This window comes from Variovorax soli, from assembly GCF_031454625.1.
Classification (GTDB): Bacteria; Pseudomonadota; Gammaproteobacteria; order Burkholderiales; family Burkholderiaceae_C; genus Variovorax; species Variovorax soli_A.
The window spans coordinates 1-15,712 of record NZ_JAVDRF010000011.1 but is presented as its reverse complement, the minus strand read 5'-3'; the positions used below and the strand labels follow the sequence as shown (position 1 = coordinate 15,712).

Genomic DNA, 15,712 nt, shown 5'->3' with positions numbered 1-15,712 from the left:
CCCTTGAACGCCAAGGCGGCCATGGGGCCGGCGCTGGTCGTCCTCGTCGTGACCCTGGCCACGGCGGTGCAGCCGCTCGGCACTGACCTTTACCTGGCAGCGTTGCCCGCGATCCGTCACGAGTACGCCGCGTCCGTGGGCGTGGTGCAACTGACACTGGCCATACTGGTGTTCAGCTTCGGTCTCAGCCAGCTGGTGTGGGGTCCCGCCGCGGACCGCTTCGGCCGCAGGCCGGTGCTGGTGGCCGGCTTCCTGCTGTACGCCGCTGGTGCGGGCCTGGGCGCGCTGGCGCCGAGCGTCCAAGTGCTCATCGCCGCCCGCGCGATGCAAGGCGTCGGCATCGCCGCCACCATGGTGTGCGGCCGCGCCATGGTTCGCGACCTGTTCGAGCAACAGCACGGCACCCATGTCATGACCGTCGCGATGTCCGTGCTGGCCTGCATGACCATGCTGATCCCGGTGACGGGTGCGCTGCTGACGCAGGCGCTGGGTTGGCGCTCCACGTTGTGGTCCATGGCCTTGTGCGGCTTGGCCGGCGTCGCGCTGGTGCTGCTGCGGGTGCCGGAGACGGCGCGTGCGCTCAATCCCGGCGCCTTGCAGTGGGGGCCGCTGTTCGCCGGCTATGCACGCATCGCCCGCAACCCGGCCTTCCGGTCCTGGACCCTCCTCAACTCGTGCGGTTTCGCGGCCAACTTCGGCTTCTTCTCCAGTTCCGCTTACCTCTTCATCGAGACTTTCGATGTCTCGCGCGTGGCCTTCGGGTTGGTGATAGGCGGGGCATCCGTCGCCTACCTGATCGGCACCTTCCTCTGCCGGCGCTGGATCGCGGCGCATGGCATCGTGGTCTCCGTGCGCCGCGCGGGCTTCTTGTCATTGGCAGCCGCCGTCCTCCTGATCGCGCCGCAACTCACGAATGCGCACACACCTGTCACGCTGGCCGCCGGCCTGTGGCTGATGCTGCTCGCCTACGGCATCCATCAACCCTGCGGCCATGTCGGCATGGCCACGCCGTTCCCGTTGGAGGCCGGTGCCGCCTCGGCCCTCGGCGGCTTCATCTTCGCCGCCGCCGCGTTCCTGTGCGGCACCTGGATGGGGGTGATGTACCGCAGCGGCAGTGCCGCCGTGCTGTCGTTCACCACAGGCCTGCTGGTCGCAGCCACCGGCCTGATTGCCCTGACGCTGGTGCAGCGCCATGGCCGCCCCGAGGTCATTCAACCCGTCACCCCCTGAATCGTCCACCCCTTCATCCACGAGGAATCATCATGACCCACGCATACATCGCCGGCTGGGGCCACACGCCCTTCGGCAAGCTGGACAACGTCGAACTGGAGCAACTCATCCGCGACGCCGTGCAACCGGCGTTGGACAGCGCAGGCCTGGGGCCCAAGGACATCGACGGCATCTTCGTCGGCCACTTCAACGCCGGCTTCGTCGGCCAGGACTTCACCGCCTCGCTGCCGGCGGTGGCGATGCCCGAGTTCCGCCACACGCCGGCGGTGCGCACCGAGAACGCCTGCGCGACCGGCTCGGCGGCGATCTGGGCCGCGCTGGATGCGATGGCGGCCGGCCGCATGAAGCGCACGCTGGTGATCGGCATGGAGCGCATGAACGGCTTGCGCACGCCGGAGGTAGCGGCCACGCTGATCAAGTGCTCCTACGTCAAGGAAGAAGGCAGCGACCCCGCCGGCTTCGCCGGCATCTTCGGCGGCATCGCGACCAAGTACTTCGAGCGCTTCGGCGACCAGTCCGATGCGCTCGCGGCGATCGCGGCCAAGAACCACGCCAACGGCATGCACAACCCCTACGCTCACATGCGGCGTGACTTCGGCTTCGAGTTCTGCCGCACGCCTTCGGAGAAGAACCCCTTTGTCTCAGGGCCGCTCAAGCGCTCCGACTGTTCGCTGGTGTCCGATGGCGCTGCCGCGCTGGTGCTGTCGACCGAGCCGCTGGCCGGTGCGAAGGTGTCGCCGGTGCGCTGGCGCTCCCGCACGCACGTCAACGACTTCCTGCCGATGTCCCGCCGTGATCCGACGCAGTTCCTGGGTGCGGCGATGGCCTGGCAGCAGGGATTGGAGGCGGCCGGAGCGAAGCTGGGCGACCTGTCGTTCGTCGAGACCCACGACTGCTTCACCATCGCCGAGCTGCTGGAGTACGAAGCGATGGGGCTGGCGCCGCACGGACAGGGCGCGCGCGTGATCCTCGACGGAGTGACGCGCAAGGACGGCAAGCTGCCCGTCAATCCGTCCGGCGGACTGAAGTCCAAGGGGCATCCCATCGGCGCCACCGGCGTGTCGCAGCACGTGATGGCGGCGATGCAGCTGTCGGGCACCGCCGGCGGCATGCAGGTGGGCGACGCCCGCGTCGGCGCCGTGTTCAACATGGGCGGCTCCGCGGTCGCCAGCTACCTGAGCATCCTGGAGAGCGCGTGATGAACGCAGCGCAGGTGATGAATCTCGGGCGGCTGCTGACGCACACGGCACGCCTCTTTCCGGACCGGCCGGCGCTGATCCAGGACGGCGGTCGGACCTGGACCTGGCGCGAGATGGAACGGCGCGTCGCAGCGATGACCGCGGCGCTGCGCAAGCTGGGCCTGCGCAAGGGCGACCGCATCCTCGTGCAGTCGCGCAACAACGTGCAGATGTTCGAAAGCTGCTGGATCGCGTTTCGACTGGGCTGCGTCTGGGTGCCGACCAACTTCCGGTTGACGCCGTCGGAGGTGGCGTACCTGGGCACCTCCAGCGGCGCCAGCACCATGATCGTGGAGGACGTTTTCGCGGGCCATGCCGATGCGGTTCGCGAAGCTTCGTCGGCGCTGAAGCACGTGATCGCCATTGGCACGCCACGCGCCGGCGAGCATTCCTATGAAGACCTGGTGCGTGATCACCTCGACCTGCCCGGGGAGCACGAGACGGTAGGGTGCGACGACCCGCTCTGGTTCTTCTACACCTCCGGCACCACGGGGCGCCCGAAGGCCGGCGTGCTGACGCACGGGCAGATGTCCTTTGTGGTCACCAACCACCTGGCCGATCTGATCCCCGGCACGACCGAGCGCGACTGCTCGATCGCGGTCGCACCGCTGTCGCATGGCGCGGGCATCCATGCGCTGCTGAACGTCGCGCGCGGAGCGCCCACGGTGTTGCTGGCCAGCGAGAAGCTGGAGGGCGAGGCTTTCTGGCAAGCGGTGGAAAAGTACCGCGTTACCAATCTCTTCACCGTTCCCACTATCGTCAAGATCCTGGTAGAGGACCCCGCGGTGGACCGCTACGACCACAGCTCGCTGCGCTACATGATCTACGCCGGCGCGCCCATGTACCGCGCTGACCAGAAGCTGGCGCTGCAGAAGCTGGGCAAGGTGCTGGTGCAGTACTTCGGCCTTGGCGAGGTGACCGGCAACATCACCGTGCTGCCGCCGGATATGCACTCGGCTGACGACGCAGACCCGAATGCCAACATCGGCTGCTGCGGCCGCCCGCGCACCGGCATGGAGGTGGCAATCCTCGACGCCGAACTGAGGCCGTTGCCCGCGGGCGAAGTCGGCGAGATCTGCTGTCGCGGCCCGGCGGTGTTCGCCGGCTATCACGGCAATGCGGAAGCGACCGAAAAGGCGTTGCGCGGCGGCTGGTTCCACACGGGCGACCTCGGCAGGATGGACGAGCGCGGCCTGCTCTTCATCACGGGCCGCGAATCGGACATGTACATCTCGGGCGGCTCCAACGTCTACCCGCGCGAAGTGGAAGAGGTGCTGCTGACGCATCCCGGCGTCGCCGAGGTGGCGGTGCTGGGAGTGCCGGACCGCAAGTGGGGCGAGGTCGGTGTGGCCGTGGTGGTCAAGCGCGAAGGTGCGCAGGTGGATCGCGACGCGTTGATGGCGCACCTGGAGGGCCGCTGCGCGCGCTACCGCTGGCCGCATCACTTGTTCTTCTGGGACGTGCTGCCGAAGTCCGGCTACGGGAAGATCGCGAAGAAGGACATCCGGCAGCAGCTGTTCGAGCGCGGCGAGATCGGGGCGTGACCCGAGCGCCCCGCGTCGGGCTCATCGGCCTGGGCGCCATGGGCCTGGAGGTGGCGCGCAATCTGCTCTCGCTTCGGGGCCGGAGGCCGCCAAAAAGGGGGGATCAGTTGAGATCCTTGAGTTGGAAGCCGGGCGTTCGCGCCTGCGCGCCGGTCATGTGGACCCCCTTGGCCAGAAGACGCCGCGCCAGCATGTGGTCGCCGGCGCGGTTGATGGTCTCCACCGCGGCCAGTCGCCCGTTACGGATGCAGAGCACCGTGCATGCGCGGGATTGCGGCTCCGCCAAGACCACGTGTTCGTCGTCCGCGGCGCGCAGTCCCGCGATCTGCAGTTTCAGCTCGCCCTGGTCGCTCCAGAACCAGGGGACCGGGTTGTGCGACACCGCCTTGCCCGTCAGCCGCGTGGCCACGCTGCGTGCTTGGTCGGACGCGTTCTGCACCGACTCGAGTCGGATCCGCCGGCCCGACACCTGATCGGGGAAGCCGGCTACGTCGCCAATGGCGGAGATCGCCGGATCGGAGGTGACCAATTGCTCGTCCACGCTGATGCCGTTCTCGACGGCCAGCCCGGCTCGCACCGCGAGCTGCGTCCGCGGCTCCGCGCCGATGCCGACCACCACGATGTCGGCGGGCAGTTCCTGGCCGTCCGCGGTGCGCACAGCGGCGATCTTCCCGTTCCTTCCTTCGAGAGCCGAGATGCCGCATCGAAACAGCAGGCGGCTTCCGCTCCGCACATGCGATTCAACAACGATCTGGGCGCATTCGGCCGACGCTGCGCGGGCCAGTGCTCGGTCGGCGACATCAACCACTGTGACGTCCAGTCCGAGCGTGCGTGCCACGGCAGCGAACTCGAGGCCGATGAAGCCCGCACCCACCACCACCGCACGACGGCTGGCCGCCAGGCGCTCCCGCAGTCCGTCAGCATCGCTCAATGTCTGCAGGCTCACTACTCCGTCAAGGGCCGCGCCCTCGAGCGCGATCTTGCGCGGGCTGGAGCCGGTGGCGATCACCAGGTGGTCGTAGGAGATGCTATCGCCGGATTGCAGCGCGACGCGCTGCGCCCGGCGGTCGATGTACTCCGCCCGCCCCTGCACCAGCTGAACCCGATGCTCGTCAAAGAAACGCCCAGGGCGAAAAAGCAGGTCCGAGGCCTTCGCCTTCGCAAGCAGGTAGGCCTTGGAGAGCGGAGGGCGCTGGTAGGGCAGGCAAGCCTCGTCGCCGAGCAGCACGATGCTGCCGCCGAAGCCTTCCTGCCGCAGGGACGCGGCGCATTGGAAGCCAGCGTGACCGGCGCCGATGATCACCACCCGCTGCATTGCGAGCTCCTCCAGAAGCGGGCCGTTGCTGCGTCAACGCGCGCCCATGGGGCGCCGCCTTGTTCTGTCGAATGCAGCGCATACCCTTGAGGCTCAGATTCACTGGTCTGGGGACACGCCTTCTGATGTCCACCCATCTGGGCTTCGTCACATTCCAGCTTGCACGGGAGCAGCCATTCCATCAACGTACCTCCTAAGCCCGGAATGGTCACTTCAAAGACGCAGGCTGTCTGTCCCTGCAAAGGGGACATTCGATGCCGTGAGCAACCGGGGCCTTCATGTGATGGCGCGCTTCGACTCGGAGCTTGGCGTGTCCAGGGCCATTCGGCCGAGGATCGTTTCCGCACGGGGGATGAGCTGGTCTGCGTCGACGATCTCGTTGACCAGTCCGTTCCGGTGTGCTTCCGTCGCGTCGATCGTGTCCGCCGTGAGTATGAGCTGCAGCGCACGGCCCTTGCCGACAAGACGCAGCAGGCGCTGCGTTCCGCCGAAGCCGCGAACGAAGGCCTTCGCTTCCGGCCCGCCGAATCTCACATGCGCCGTTGCAAGACGCAAGGTACACGCCATCGCCAGTTCGCACCCTTCGCCCGATGCGAAGCCATTCATGGCGGCGATCACCGGCTTGCCGAGGTGCTCGATCAGATCGAACGCACGCCGGCCGCTGCGCGTGAACGCTTGCGCATCGACGGCGGAGATCGACGTGCTCTCGCTGAGATCGGACCCGGTGCCGAAGGCCTTGTCGCCCGCGCCGGTCACGATCACGCCTTGGACGACAGGGTCCGCGCGCGCGTCCTCCATCACCGATCTCAGCTCCTCGAGCGCCGTGTGGCTCAGCGCGTTCATCGCCTGCGGGCGGTTGATCGTGACGTAGGCGATCCCCGCCCTTTTTTTATAGAGGAGGTTCTGCAGCGAATGCAAGTGGCACCCCACCTTCCGGGATTTCGGCCGATCCATCGCACATGGCTTTTCTCCTCGCTTCAGGTCTGCGAGGCCAGCACGCTGGGCCACCCGTAGTCGCGGCCCATCAGTGCGCGCGCAAGAAGGTAGTTGTTTCGGGCGCGCTCGCTTAGGCTGTCCATGTGCACCGACCCATTGGCATCACAGGGAAATGACAGGGCGCAGCCCGTGCCGCTGAGCGAGGGAAAGCGCAGCTCGAAGGCGGACGGTGCGGCAGATGAGTGGTGGGCGGCATGCATGGCGGTGTCCTCGTGGTTCATTTGGATGAAGCAGTTCCGGGAAGCGTGGTCGTGCGCCTCATGCAGGATGGCGTTCGCGCACGGCGGCCTCGATGCAGGCAAGGAGGTCTTCCGGACTGAAGGGCTTTGCGAGAAAGCAGGTCACGCCCGCCTTCAAGGCGCGCGCGCTCGTCCGTTCGTCGGGGTAGGCGGTGATCAGGACCGTGGGAATCGGGGTGCCGGCGGCGGCCAGGTGGCCGTACAGCTCGAGACCGGTCATCCCCGGCATGCGCATGTCGGCCACGAGGCATCGGATGGCGCAGGTGTCCTTCGAATGGAGGAAGCTCTCGGCGGAGTCGAAAGTGGCGCAGGACAAGCCGGCGGATTCGAGCAGGTCCTTCGTGGTGTCTCGAACCGATTCATCGTCGTCCACGATCGCCACGGTCGGGTTGTTGCGCACTTGGATTTCCTTGCGGGTCTTGAGCGTTGACGCAAGACTAGGCCGATTGCACGTCCAAGACCATTGGACGTGCGTCACGCGCTCTACGACTTTGGTTTAGGCGCTTAAGGCCCCCAGGGGAGAGGCCGAGCGTGCCCGCGATGCGCCCGAGCTGCGCCAGTGAGAAGTCATTGCGCAAGCGCTCTTCGTCAACGTGGACGACGCTGGCTTGGGTGAGCTCCGCGGGATTTTGCCGGGAGCACGAACGAAGGCAGCGCGCTGCGAATCAGGGTTTCGGTGGTTTCGTGTCCCGAACGCGGCCACGACCCTAGCGCTCGATGATCTCGAGATCGTGGGATTGCCCGATCACGTTGTGCGCCACGCCGCCGGGGTGGCTGAGACAGGAGCCGGCGACGACGGTGACCGCTTCGTCTGCGCCGTCGAGCCGGAACCTGATCAAACCCCTCAAGGCGTAAACGAAGTGCGTGTTCATGTCGTGCCAGTGCCAACCCGTCTCTTCGCTGAACGGCTGGATGGCGCGGATGTGCTTGCGGCCGATGCGGCCACCCGTCGCTTCCGCCCGAGCACGGGGACTGCCGCGCTCAGCGCCAGCGCGAGCTCGGGCCGCTCGTGGAGCCTACGCGCCGTAGGCCGCCATGAAGACCCGTACGGCCTCGCGCAGAAGAGCCCTGTTTTCCCGGGAATCCGGCATCTCGAGCTTGAGCAGTCCGCGGATGTGCCCGGAGCCCAGGAACATCGACAGGAACAGGTCCGCCGCCTGAAGCGGGTTCCGCACCTTCAGCGTGCCCGCCGCGTCGGCACGGCGCAGGTATTCAGCCAGCTCTCCGTTCACATGCTCCGGGCCTTCCTTGTATAACGCACGGCAGACTTCCGGCTGCGCCCCCGCGACGCCGTAGACAGCGCGCAACGCGCCCAGGGCGTCGCCGCGCGCCAGTGCGAGAAACCGGGCGCCGATCGCCAGCAGCGCCTTCTCCGGCTGGTCCGGATCCAGCGCCCCGGCGCCCGCGACGCCAGCCACCACCGTCGCCGTCCTGTCGCGCACGACCGCCTGGAACAGCCTCTCCTTGGAGCCGAAGTTGTTGTACACGGTCGTCTTGGACACACCGGCGTCCGCTGCGATGGCATCCACGCTGGCACGCTCCAGGCCATGCTCGTCGAAGTGCCTTTGCGCCGCTTCCAGGATGCGCCTGCCGCGCTCGGGATCGCGTGGCCGCCCTCGTTGGGGCTTGGGAGCTGGAGCTGGGGGGCGGGCCATGGGCAGATTTAGTGGATTAGACAGTTCACTATAGCTCAAGCGCCTTATTGGACTTGTAGTCCAGTAACTGACGGCGACCCGAGGAGCCCCCACGACACAACAGACGAACGACTGGACCGCCGATACGCAAGGCGAGCGGCGCGAGCGGAAGCAGCGGGCCATCAATCATGGCGGACGTCGTGGATATTAAGTGACCTTGACAGTTCACTATATTATCTGCACATTACTGGACTTGTAGTCCAATAATCAATCGACCCATGACTTCCTTCTCCTGGCGCAGCCGCGGGCCGGCCCCCCGGGCAACCCGCCTCCTGTCGCTCGCGGCATGGGTCGTGCTGTCGGCGTGCTCGACACCCCCCGTGCAGGCTCCCGCGCCCTCGGTGCCCCTCGCGGCCGCCTTTGCCCACAGCCATGCGGCACAGGCGGAAGGGGAAGCCACGGGCGATGCGTGGTGGGCCGCCTGGGGAGATTCCACTCTCACCGCGCTGGTTGAGGAGGCGCTTGGCGCCAACCAGGACATCGCCATCGCGCTCCAGCGCGTCGCCCAGGCCCGCGCGGGCGCTGATGCCCAGGCCTCCCGGCTGTGGCCGGCGGTGGGCGTGCAGGCTTCCGCATCGCGCAGCAGCAGCGGTTTGCCTGCGTCCGTGAAGCAAGGGATGCCCGACACGCGCGCGCTGCGTGCCGGAATCGACGTAGCCTGGGAGATCGACCTGGCGGGGGGCGTGCGGGCTGCGCGCGACGCGGCGCAGGCCGACACCACGGCAGCGGCGGCAGGAGTGCAAGGCGCCCGCCTGCTGGTCGCCAGCGAGGTAGCGCGCCAGTACTTCGTGCTGCGCAGCGCCCATGAGAGGCTGCGCATCGTGCAGGCTCTGGCGAAGGCGCAACGTGACACCGCCAGCCGCGTGGAAAGCCGGCTGCGCGAAGGCCAGGCCAGTGCGTTCGACCACGACCGCGCGCGCGCCGAAGCCGACGCGCTGGATGCCCAGGTGCCGGCGCTGCGGATGCTGCTCGGCACCACGCAGACGAAGCTGGCCGTGCTGCTCGGCCGCAACCCGTCGGCGCGCGTTGTCGACGCCGACAACGGTTTCGCGTGGCCGGCGGAGCGCGCCATCGCGGCGGGCCAGCCCAGCGAGCTGCTGAGGCGTCGCCCCGACTTGGTCGCCGCCGAGGCGAGCGTCGGTGCCGAGGCGCTGCGCACTGCCGAAGCCCGGGCCCAGTGGTGGCCCAAACTGTTCCTGAACGCATTGGTGGGTCGGGAAGACTTGCGGCTGAACGCGCTCGATCTCGCGCCGGTTCACTTCTCCAACGTCGCCCTGGCCTTTGCGATGCCGATCTTCAACGCCGGCCGCATCGACGCCGGCGTTCGCGTGCAGTCCGCGCGCGCTGACGAGGCGCTGCTCGCCTGGCAGAAGGCGGTGCTGGTGGCGGTCCAGGAAGTCGAGGACAGCCTGCTCGTGCGCTCGCAGGAAGCCGAGCGAAACGCGGCCCTCGCCCTCACCGTCGAGCACCGCCGCCGTTCGCTGCAGCGCGCCGAGTCGCTGCAGCGCGAAGGCCAGATCGACCTGCTGGTTCTGCTGGACGTGCAGCGCTCGGTGCTGGCCAGCGAACTGGCCTTGTCGGAGAGCCGCCTGCAGCAGGCGCTGGCCGACGTGCAGCTCTACAAAGCCCTGGGCGGTGGGTTTCCCATGACGCAGCCCAGCACCGACATGACTTCACTTGCCGCAAGGACGCCGCGATGAACGACCCTTTGAACAGCATCTTCCCAGCCCTCTCGCTCTCGAGCATCGCGGTCGCCAGCCTGCTGCTGACGGCCTGCAGCGAACCGCCCGCACCGGCCGCCGCCGTGAAGCCCGTCTTCGTGACGACCGTGACACCGGCCAACTCCGCGCAGACCCGCAGCTTCACGTCGGTGGTCCGTGCGCGCGTGGAGACGGAGCTCGGCTTTCGGACCGCAGGCAAGGTGGTCGAGCGGCTCGTGGAAGTCGGTGGCAGCGTCAAGGCAGGCCAGGTCCTGGCCCGTCTGGATCCGGCCGATTACCAGCTGGCCGTGAAGGCGGCAGCGGACCAGGTGAGGGCCGCGTCCGTGGATGCGCAGCAGGCCGCTTCCGACGAGGCGCGCTTCCGCCGGCTGCTCGCAGACGGATCGGTCGGCGCCGCCGACCACGAGCGGCAGAAGGCGCGTGCCGACGCCGCTGCAGCGCGCCTGGACCAAGCGAATCGCCAGCTCGAGCTCGCGCGCAATCGCGAGGCCTACGCCACGCTGGTGGCTCCCTACGCAGGCGTCGTCACGACGCTGCGCTTCGAGAGCGGCCAGGTGGTCGCGGAAGGCCAGCCCGTGCTGTCGCTGGCCCGTGACGGCGAACGCGAAATCGTCGCCGAGCTGCCCGAGGATTGGGTCGGCCGGGCGCGAAGCCTGGTCGCCACGGCGGCCTCATGGAACGATCCGAAATCGCAGGTCCGTCTCGTGCTGCGTGAGCTCTCGCCGCAGGCCAGCGTGCAAGGCCGGACCTACCGCGCGCGCTATTCGGCCGCGCCCGAAGCGCGCGAAACCGTGGCTGCGCTGCCGCTGGGCAGCACGATGCAGTTGATGCTGTCGGCACCGCAGGCGGGCCCCGCGACCGCGGTGCTGCCCGTGAGTGCCTTGGTCAAGGGCAGCGGCCCCGCCGGCGTGTGGACTGTGAACGCCAAGGGTTCGGGCCTGGTGTTCACACCGGTCCAGGTACTGGCCATCGACGACGCCACGGTTCAGGTCACGGGACTGACCGCGGGCAGCAAGGTCGTCAGCGTGGGCGCTCAGAAGCTCGATGCGGGCACTGCCGTGCGTCCCATCGAGCGCACCCCCGTCTCCGCCACGGCCGCTGTTGCCAAGAGCAGTTCATGAAGCGCTTCAATCTTTCGGAATGGGCTGTCACGCATCGGCCGATGGTGCTGTTCCTGATCATTGCGACGCTCATCGTCGGCGTCCTATCCTTCAGTCGCCTCGGGCGCCTCGAGGACCCCAACTTCGACGTGCCGCAGATGACGGCCATCGTCGTGTGGCCCGGCGCCACCGCGCAGGACGTGCAGGACCAAGTGCTCAACCGCATCGAGCGCCGCCTGCAGGAGCTCGATCAATTCGAGTACGTGCGCAGCTTCTCGCGCCAGGGCTACGGCGGCATCACGTTGTGGATGAAGGGCGGCAGCAGCAAGCAGGAGCTGGAGAACGCCTGGTACCAGGCGCGCAAGAAGATCGGCGACGTGCGCCAGGAGTTTCCCGAGGGCGTGCGCGGGCCGTTCTTCAACGACGAGTACAACGACCGCTACAGCGTGCTGTATGCCTTGAGCGCACCTGATCTGTCGATGGCCGAACTGCTGACGCTCACCGAGGACGTGAAGCGCCGCCTCCAGAGCGTGCCCGGTGCCGCCAAGGTGGACGTGCTGGGCAAGCAGGCCGAGCGGATGTATGTGGAGTTGTCGACCCGGCGCCTGGCGTCGCTCGGCATCCCGCCGACCACGGTGTTCGACGCGCTGGCGCGCCAGAACCTGGTGACGCCCGCCGGTTCGGCCGACGCCACGCACGACCGTGTGCAGGTGCGCGTGGACGGCGGGCTCAAGAGCGCCGCGGACGTCGCCAACGTGACGCTGGAAGTCGGGGGTCAGTTGCTGCGACTGGCCGACATCGCCACCGTGCGCACCGGCTATGAGGACCCGCCCAGCTTCAGCATCCGTCACAACGGCGTGCCGGTCCTGGCCATCGGCGTGACCATGCAGCGAAACGGCAATGTGCTGGATTTCGGCAAGGCGCTGGAGCAGCGGCTGGCCCAGATCCGGCAGGAGATCCCGGCCGGGGTCGAGATCCAGCAATACGCCGACCAGCCGCGCGTGGTGGCCGAGTCGGTCTGGGAGTTCGAGCGCTCGTTCCTGGAGGCGCTCGCGATCGTGCTGGCGGTGTCCTTCGTCTTCCTCGGCTGGCGCACCGGCATCGTGGTCGCCGCGTCGGTGCCGCTGGTGCTCGCGCTGGTGGCAGGCGTGATGTATGCCGCCGGCTGGAACCTCGACCGCATTTCGCTCGGAGCCCTGATCATCGCGCTGGGCCTGCTGGTCGACGACGCCATCATCGCCGTCGAGATGATGGTGGTGAAGCTGGAGGAAGGCTGGGACCGGCTGCGCGCGGCCACCTTCGCCTACACGTCCACGGCGTTTCCGATGCTGACCGGCACGCTGGTCACGGCCGCCGGATTCATGCCGGTGGGCTTCGCGAAGTCGATCGCGGGCCAGTACGCGGGGGGCATCTTCTGGGTCGTCGGAACGGCTTTGATCCTGTCGTGGCTGGTGGCCGTCATCTTCACGCCGTACCTGGGTGTGCTTCTGTTGCCGAAGAACCTGGCGAGCCAGCACGAACACGGCAAACACCACGACCCCTACGACCGGCCCGTCTACCGCCGGCTGCGCGGCATCGTCGACTGGGCGGTGCATCGCCGGGCCTGGGTGCTCGCCATCACGGTGCTGGTCTTCGCCATGTCCGGTGCCGGCATGCTGGCGGTGCAGCAGCAGTTCTTCCCCACCGCCTCGCGGCCCGAACTGTTGGTGGACCTGCGCTTGCGCGAAGGGGCGTCGTTCGCCGCCACGTCGGCCCAGGTGAAGCTGCTCGAGGCCCGGCTCGCGAAGGACCCGGACATCGAGTTCTTCACCGCCTACACCGGTGGCGGCACGCCGCGCTTCTACCTGTCGATCGAACCGGAACTGCCGAATCCGGGTTTCGCCCAGTTCGTCGTCAAGACAGCCAGCATCGAAGAGCGCGAACGCGTGCGCGATCGACTGATGGAGCTGTTCGCCAAGGACGAGGCTTTCCCGGACGTCAATGCGCGCGTCACACGTCTGGAGTTCGGCCCGCCGGTAGGTTTCCCGGTCCAGTTCCGCATCATTGGGCCGGACAAGGCGCAGGTGCGCGAGATCGCCTACCGCGTGCGCGACACGGTGCGCAAGAGCCCACTGGTGCGAGACACGCAGCTGGACTGGAACGAGCAGGTGCGTTCGGTGCAGGTCCACGTCGACCAGGACAAGGCCCGCCTGCTCGGCCTGTCGAGCGCCGACATCCAGGGCCTGGTGCAGACCGCGCTGGACGGTGCGCCGGTGACGCAGATCCGTCGCGGCGAGGAACTGATCGACGTGGTCGTGCGGGCCTCGCCCGAGGAGCGCAGGAGCATCGGCCAGCTCGGCGACCTGCAGGTGTTCTCCCGCAACGGCGTTGCCGTGCCGCTGTCGCAGGTGGCCCGCGTCGAGCCGAGCTTCGAAGAGCCGGTGCTGTGGCGGCGCAACCGCGACATGGCACTCACCGTGCGCAGCGACGTGGTCGATGGCGTCCAGGGTCCGGACGCCACGGCGAAGATCCGGCCGTCGCTCAAGCCGATCATCGACAGCCTGCCGGCGGGCTACCGCATCGAGGAAGGCGGCGCGATCGAGGAGAGCGACAAGGCCAACGTGGCGTTGTTCGCGGTGTTCCCGGCGATGTTCGCGGTGATGCTGACCCTGCTGATGATCCAGCTGCAGAGCTTCTCGCGCCTGTTCATGGTGTTCATGACGGCACCACTGGCGCTGGTGGGCGTGGTGCCGGCGCTCCTGCTGTTCAACGCCCCGTTCGGCTTCGTCGCGCTGCTCGGAGTGATCGCGCTCAGCGGCATGATCATGCGCAACTCGATCATCCTGGTCGACCAGATCGACCAGGACATCGCGCGCGGCATCGCGCCCTGGGCCGCCATCGTCGACGCCACGGTGCGGCGCTCGCGTCCGGTGGTCCTGACGGCCGCAGCGGCGGTGCTGGCGATGATCCCGCTCACGCACAGCGTGTTCTGGGGACCGATGGCCATCGCGATCATGGGCGGCCTGGTGGTGGCCACGGCGCTGACGCTCGTCTTCGTGCCGGCGCTGTACGCCGCCTGGTTCCGCATCCGGCGCGACAGCCCCGCACAGCCGCCTGCAGAAGCAACGCCAGCGCTCGGCGCACGACTTGCGGACGAAGGTTCCCATGCTTGAGCGCATCGAGGCCGGGCTTGTCATGTTCATTGAAGGGGTTCGCCGCGCCGCGGCCGCTAGCGCCCTGCCTGGGATCGCTGCGAGCGATGCCTATCTCTGCAAGGATGGAGGCTACGCGCTCATTGCTGGCAACGATGACAGCATTTTTCAAGCGCTTGATGGCAGTCAACGACAGGGCCGACCCAAGGCGGCTGGCCGCTGCACCGACATCCACCCACGGCACCTGCTAAAGGACGATTTCGATGAACACTGATCGCGAAGTTTCCAGGCACTACGGCGGAGGCAATCTTCTCTCGCGTCTCAATGCGGCGTTGGCGGAGGACGGGATCGACCCCGATCACCCAAGCATGGAGGCGCTTGCGCCATACGACCAATTTCATGGTCGCGGACTGGAGGCGACAACGGAAGTTGCCAACCTGGTCCGTGCCACCGCTTCTGACCACATTCTGGACATAGGCAGCGGAATCGGCGGGCCCGCGCGCTACTTCGCAAACCGCTTCGGTCGCCTGGTCACCGGGATCGATCTGACGCCGGAATTCTGTGCCGTTGCCCGCCACCTCACGCAGTTGCTCGATTTCGAGGACAGGATCACGTTCGAGATCGGCGATGCCCTCGCGATGCCGTTCGCCGACGGCAGCTTCGACGGCGCTTACTCGATGAATGTTTCGATGAACATCGCTGACAAGAGCGCGTTCTATCGCGAGATTCACCGGGTGCTCAAGCCGGGCGGCTGGCTGGCGCTCTCGGAGATTGCCAAGGGCGAAGGCGGGGAACTCGACTATCCAGCGCCTTGGGCGAGGAGCGCGAGCACCAGCTTCCTGTCGACACCGGAGGAGACGCGGCGCAACCTACTGGAGGCGGGTTTCGACGTCATTCGATTGCACAGCACTCGCGAGGAAGCGCTCGCGTTTGGCGCGCGCGCTCGCGCGATTGTCGAGCGCGGGGAGAAGCCGCCGAGCCGCGCGGCGATGCTAATGGATCGGGAGATCGCGAGCCAGGCAACGGCGAACGTGTCACGCGGCCTTTCCGAGGCGCGAATCATCCCGATCGAAGTTCTCGCTCGAAAGCCGGCTCAAGCATCACCGGGCGCTGAGAGTGATCCCACATTACAACCACATCAAACCGACCGTCGGCAAGCCGCTTCCCCGCAAAAGGAGGATTTAGCATGAGCATCGGACACAAGCGTCGCCATACTGGCCCGAAGGCCTTGATGCATTCGATGAATGCGGCATCGTCCGATCGGTCAATAAAGTCATGGGCGACTGTCTCGCCGATGCCGAAGCCCTGCTCGCTGCCCGTCTCGAGCGCGTAACGCTGGACGATATTGCGCGCCCGGCCTAGCCCACCCCCCTCCATCCACAACACGGAGCCCATCACCATGAATGACGTCATCATCATCGGCGGCAGCTTTGCCGGCCTCGCCGCCGCCCTGCAGCTCGGCCGTGCCCGCCGCAAGGTCACCGTTCTCGATACCGGCGTGCCG

15 protein-coding genes are annotated in these 15,712 nt (G+C 67.5%); 9 read left to right on the top strand and 6 right to left on the bottom strand.

Annotated features, from left to right (window positions below):
- Positions 1-3: 3 nt before the first annotated feature.
- From J2739_RS21340 to J2739_RS21330, 3 genes are read left to right on the top strand one after another with little or no spacing between them, the layout of a single operon-like run.
- Positions 4-1,230 carry an MFS transporter gene (locus J2739_RS21340; RefSeq protein WP_309905338.1) on the top strand — a complete coding sequence of 409 codons (1,227 nt, stop codon included), beginning with the start codon at positions 4-6 and terminating at the stop codon, positions 1,228-1,230.
- Positions 1,231-1,262: 32 nt separating this feature from the next.
- Positions 1,263-2,429 carry an acetyl-CoA acetyltransferase gene (locus J2739_RS21335; protein WP_309905337.1) on the top strand — a complete coding sequence of 389 codons (1,167 nt, stop codon included), beginning with the start codon at positions 1,263-1,265 and terminating at the stop codon, positions 2,427-2,429.
- Positions 2,429-4,012, top strand: coding sequence for an acyl-CoA synthetase (locus tag J2739_RS21330; protein ID WP_309905335.1), 1,584 nt, complete (start codon positions 2,429-2,431; stop codon positions 4,010-4,012). Before J2739_RS21335 ends, J2739_RS21330 begins: the two co-directional genes overlap by 1 nt.
- A gap of 103 nt (positions 4,013-4,115) precedes the next feature.
- Here the strand turns inward: J2739_RS21330 and J2739_RS21325 are convergent, their stop codons facing one another.
- From J2739_RS21325 to J2739_RS21300, 6 genes are all read right to left on the bottom strand, one after another.
- Entirely contained in the window at positions 4,116-5,327 is a 1,212-nt protein-coding gene (locus J2739_RS21325; protein ID WP_309905333.1) for an NAD(P)/FAD-dependent oxidoreductase, read from the bottom strand.
- A 276-nt stretch (positions 5,328-5,603) separates the two neighbouring features.
- Complete coding sequence (locus tag J2739_RS21320; RefSeq protein ID WP_309905331.1) at positions 5,604-6,245, bottom strand: enoyl-CoA hydratase-related protein; 642 nt, start codon at positions 6,243-6,245, stop codon at positions 5,604-5,606.
- 59 nt (positions 6,246-6,304) lie between these two features.
- Positions 6,305-6,523: a hypothetical protein gene (locus J2739_RS21315; RefSeq protein WP_309905329.1), complete on the bottom strand. Its 219-nt coding sequence runs from the start codon at positions 6,521-6,523 to the stop codon at positions 6,305-6,307.
- Between the two features lie 58 nt (positions 6,524-6,581).
- Positions 6,582-6,962, bottom strand: a complete 381-nt coding sequence (locus tag J2739_RS21310) for a response regulator transcription factor (protein ID WP_309905327.1) — start codon at positions 6,960-6,962, stop codon at positions 6,582-6,584.
- Positions 6,963-7,269: 307 nt separating this feature from the next.
- Entirely contained in the window at positions 7,270-7,476 is a 207-nt protein-coding gene (locus tag J2739_RS21305) for a cupin domain-containing protein (RefSeq protein ID WP_309905713.1), read from the bottom strand.
- A gap of 102 nt (positions 7,477-7,578) precedes the next feature.
- Positions 7,579-8,217, bottom strand: coding sequence for a TetR/AcrR family transcriptional regulator (locus J2739_RS21300; RefSeq protein WP_309905325.1), 639 nt, complete (start codon positions 8,215-8,217; stop codon positions 7,579-7,581).
- A 257-nt stretch (positions 8,218-8,474) separates the two neighbouring features.
- Here J2739_RS21300 and J2739_RS21295 point away from each other — a divergent pair, with 257 nt between their 5' ends.
- The 6 genes from J2739_RS21295 to J2739_RS21270 all read left to right on the top strand — a co-directional run.
- Positions 8,475-9,956: an efflux transporter outer membrane subunit gene (locus J2739_RS21295; RefSeq protein ID WP_309905323.1), complete on the top strand. Its 1,482-nt coding sequence runs from the start codon at positions 8,475-8,477 to the stop codon at positions 9,954-9,956.
- A complete protein-coding gene (locus J2739_RS21290; protein WP_309905321.1) occupies positions 9,953-11,098 on the top strand; it encodes an efflux RND transporter periplasmic adaptor subunit in 1,146 nt (381 codons plus the stop codon). Before J2739_RS21295 ends, J2739_RS21290 begins: the two co-directional genes overlap by 4 nt.
- Entirely contained in the window at positions 11,095-14,229 is a 3,135-nt protein-coding gene (locus J2739_RS21285) for an efflux RND transporter permease subunit (RefSeq protein WP_309905320.1), read from the top strand. Before J2739_RS21290 ends, J2739_RS21285 begins: the two co-directional genes overlap by 4 nt.
- Positions 14,222-14,482 (top strand): hypothetical protein, encoded by a 261-nt coding sequence (locus tag J2739_RS21280; RefSeq protein ID WP_309905318.1) that lies wholly within the window; start codon positions 14,222-14,224, stop codon positions 14,480-14,482. The genes J2739_RS21285 and J2739_RS21280 overlap by 8 nt, the downstream gene beginning before the upstream one ends.
- On the top strand, positions 14,472-15,398 hold the full coding sequence (locus tag J2739_RS21275; RefSeq protein ID WP_309905316.1) for a class I SAM-dependent methyltransferase: 927 nt from the start codon (positions 14,472-14,474) through the stop codon (positions 15,396-15,398). The genes J2739_RS21280 and J2739_RS21275 overlap by 11 nt, the downstream gene beginning before the upstream one ends.
- A gap of 209 nt (positions 15,399-15,607) precedes the next feature.
- The coding region (locus tag J2739_RS21270) for an FAD-dependent oxidoreductase (protein ID WP_309905711.1) at positions 15,608-15,712 on the top strand (105 nt) is incomplete at its 3' end.

Coding starts and splice junctions, on each gene's coding strand:
- J2739_RS21330 (WP_309905335.1), top strand. CDS start 2,429: ATGAACGCAGCGCAGGTGATGAATCTCGGGCGGCTGCTGACGCACACG.
- J2739_RS21335 (WP_309905337.1), top strand. CDS start 1,263: ATGACCCACGCATACATCGCCGGCTGGGGCCACACGCCCTTCGGCAAG.
- J2739_RS21275 (WP_309905316.1), top strand. CDS start 14,472: ATGAACACTGATCGCGAAGTTTCCAGGCACTACGGCGGAGGCAATCTT.
- J2739_RS21295 (WP_309905323.1), top strand. CDS start 8,475: ATGACTTCCTTCTCCTGGCGCAGCCGCGGGCCGGCCCCCCGGGCAACC.
- J2739_RS21325 (WP_309905333.1), bottom strand. CDS start 5,327: ATGCAGCGGGTGGTGATCATCGGCGCCGGTCACGCTGGCTTCCAATGC.
- J2739_RS21300 (WP_309905325.1), bottom strand. CDS start 8,217: ATGGCCCGCCCCCCAGCTCCAGCTCCCAAGCCCCAACGAGGGCGGCCA.
- J2739_RS21290 (WP_309905321.1), top strand. CDS start 9,953: ATGAACGACCCTTTGAACAGCATCTTCCCAGCCCTCTCGCTCTCGAGC.
- J2739_RS21315 (WP_309905329.1), bottom strand. CDS start 6,523: ATGCATGCCGCCCACCACTCATCTGCCGCACCGTCCGCCTTCGAGCTG.
- J2739_RS21280 (WP_309905318.1), top strand. CDS start 14,222: ATGCTTGAGCGCATCGAGGCCGGGCTTGTCATGTTCATTGAAGGGGTT.
- J2739_RS21285 (WP_309905320.1), top strand. CDS start 11,095: ATGAAGCGCTTCAATCTTTCGGAATGGGCTGTCACGCATCGGCCGATG.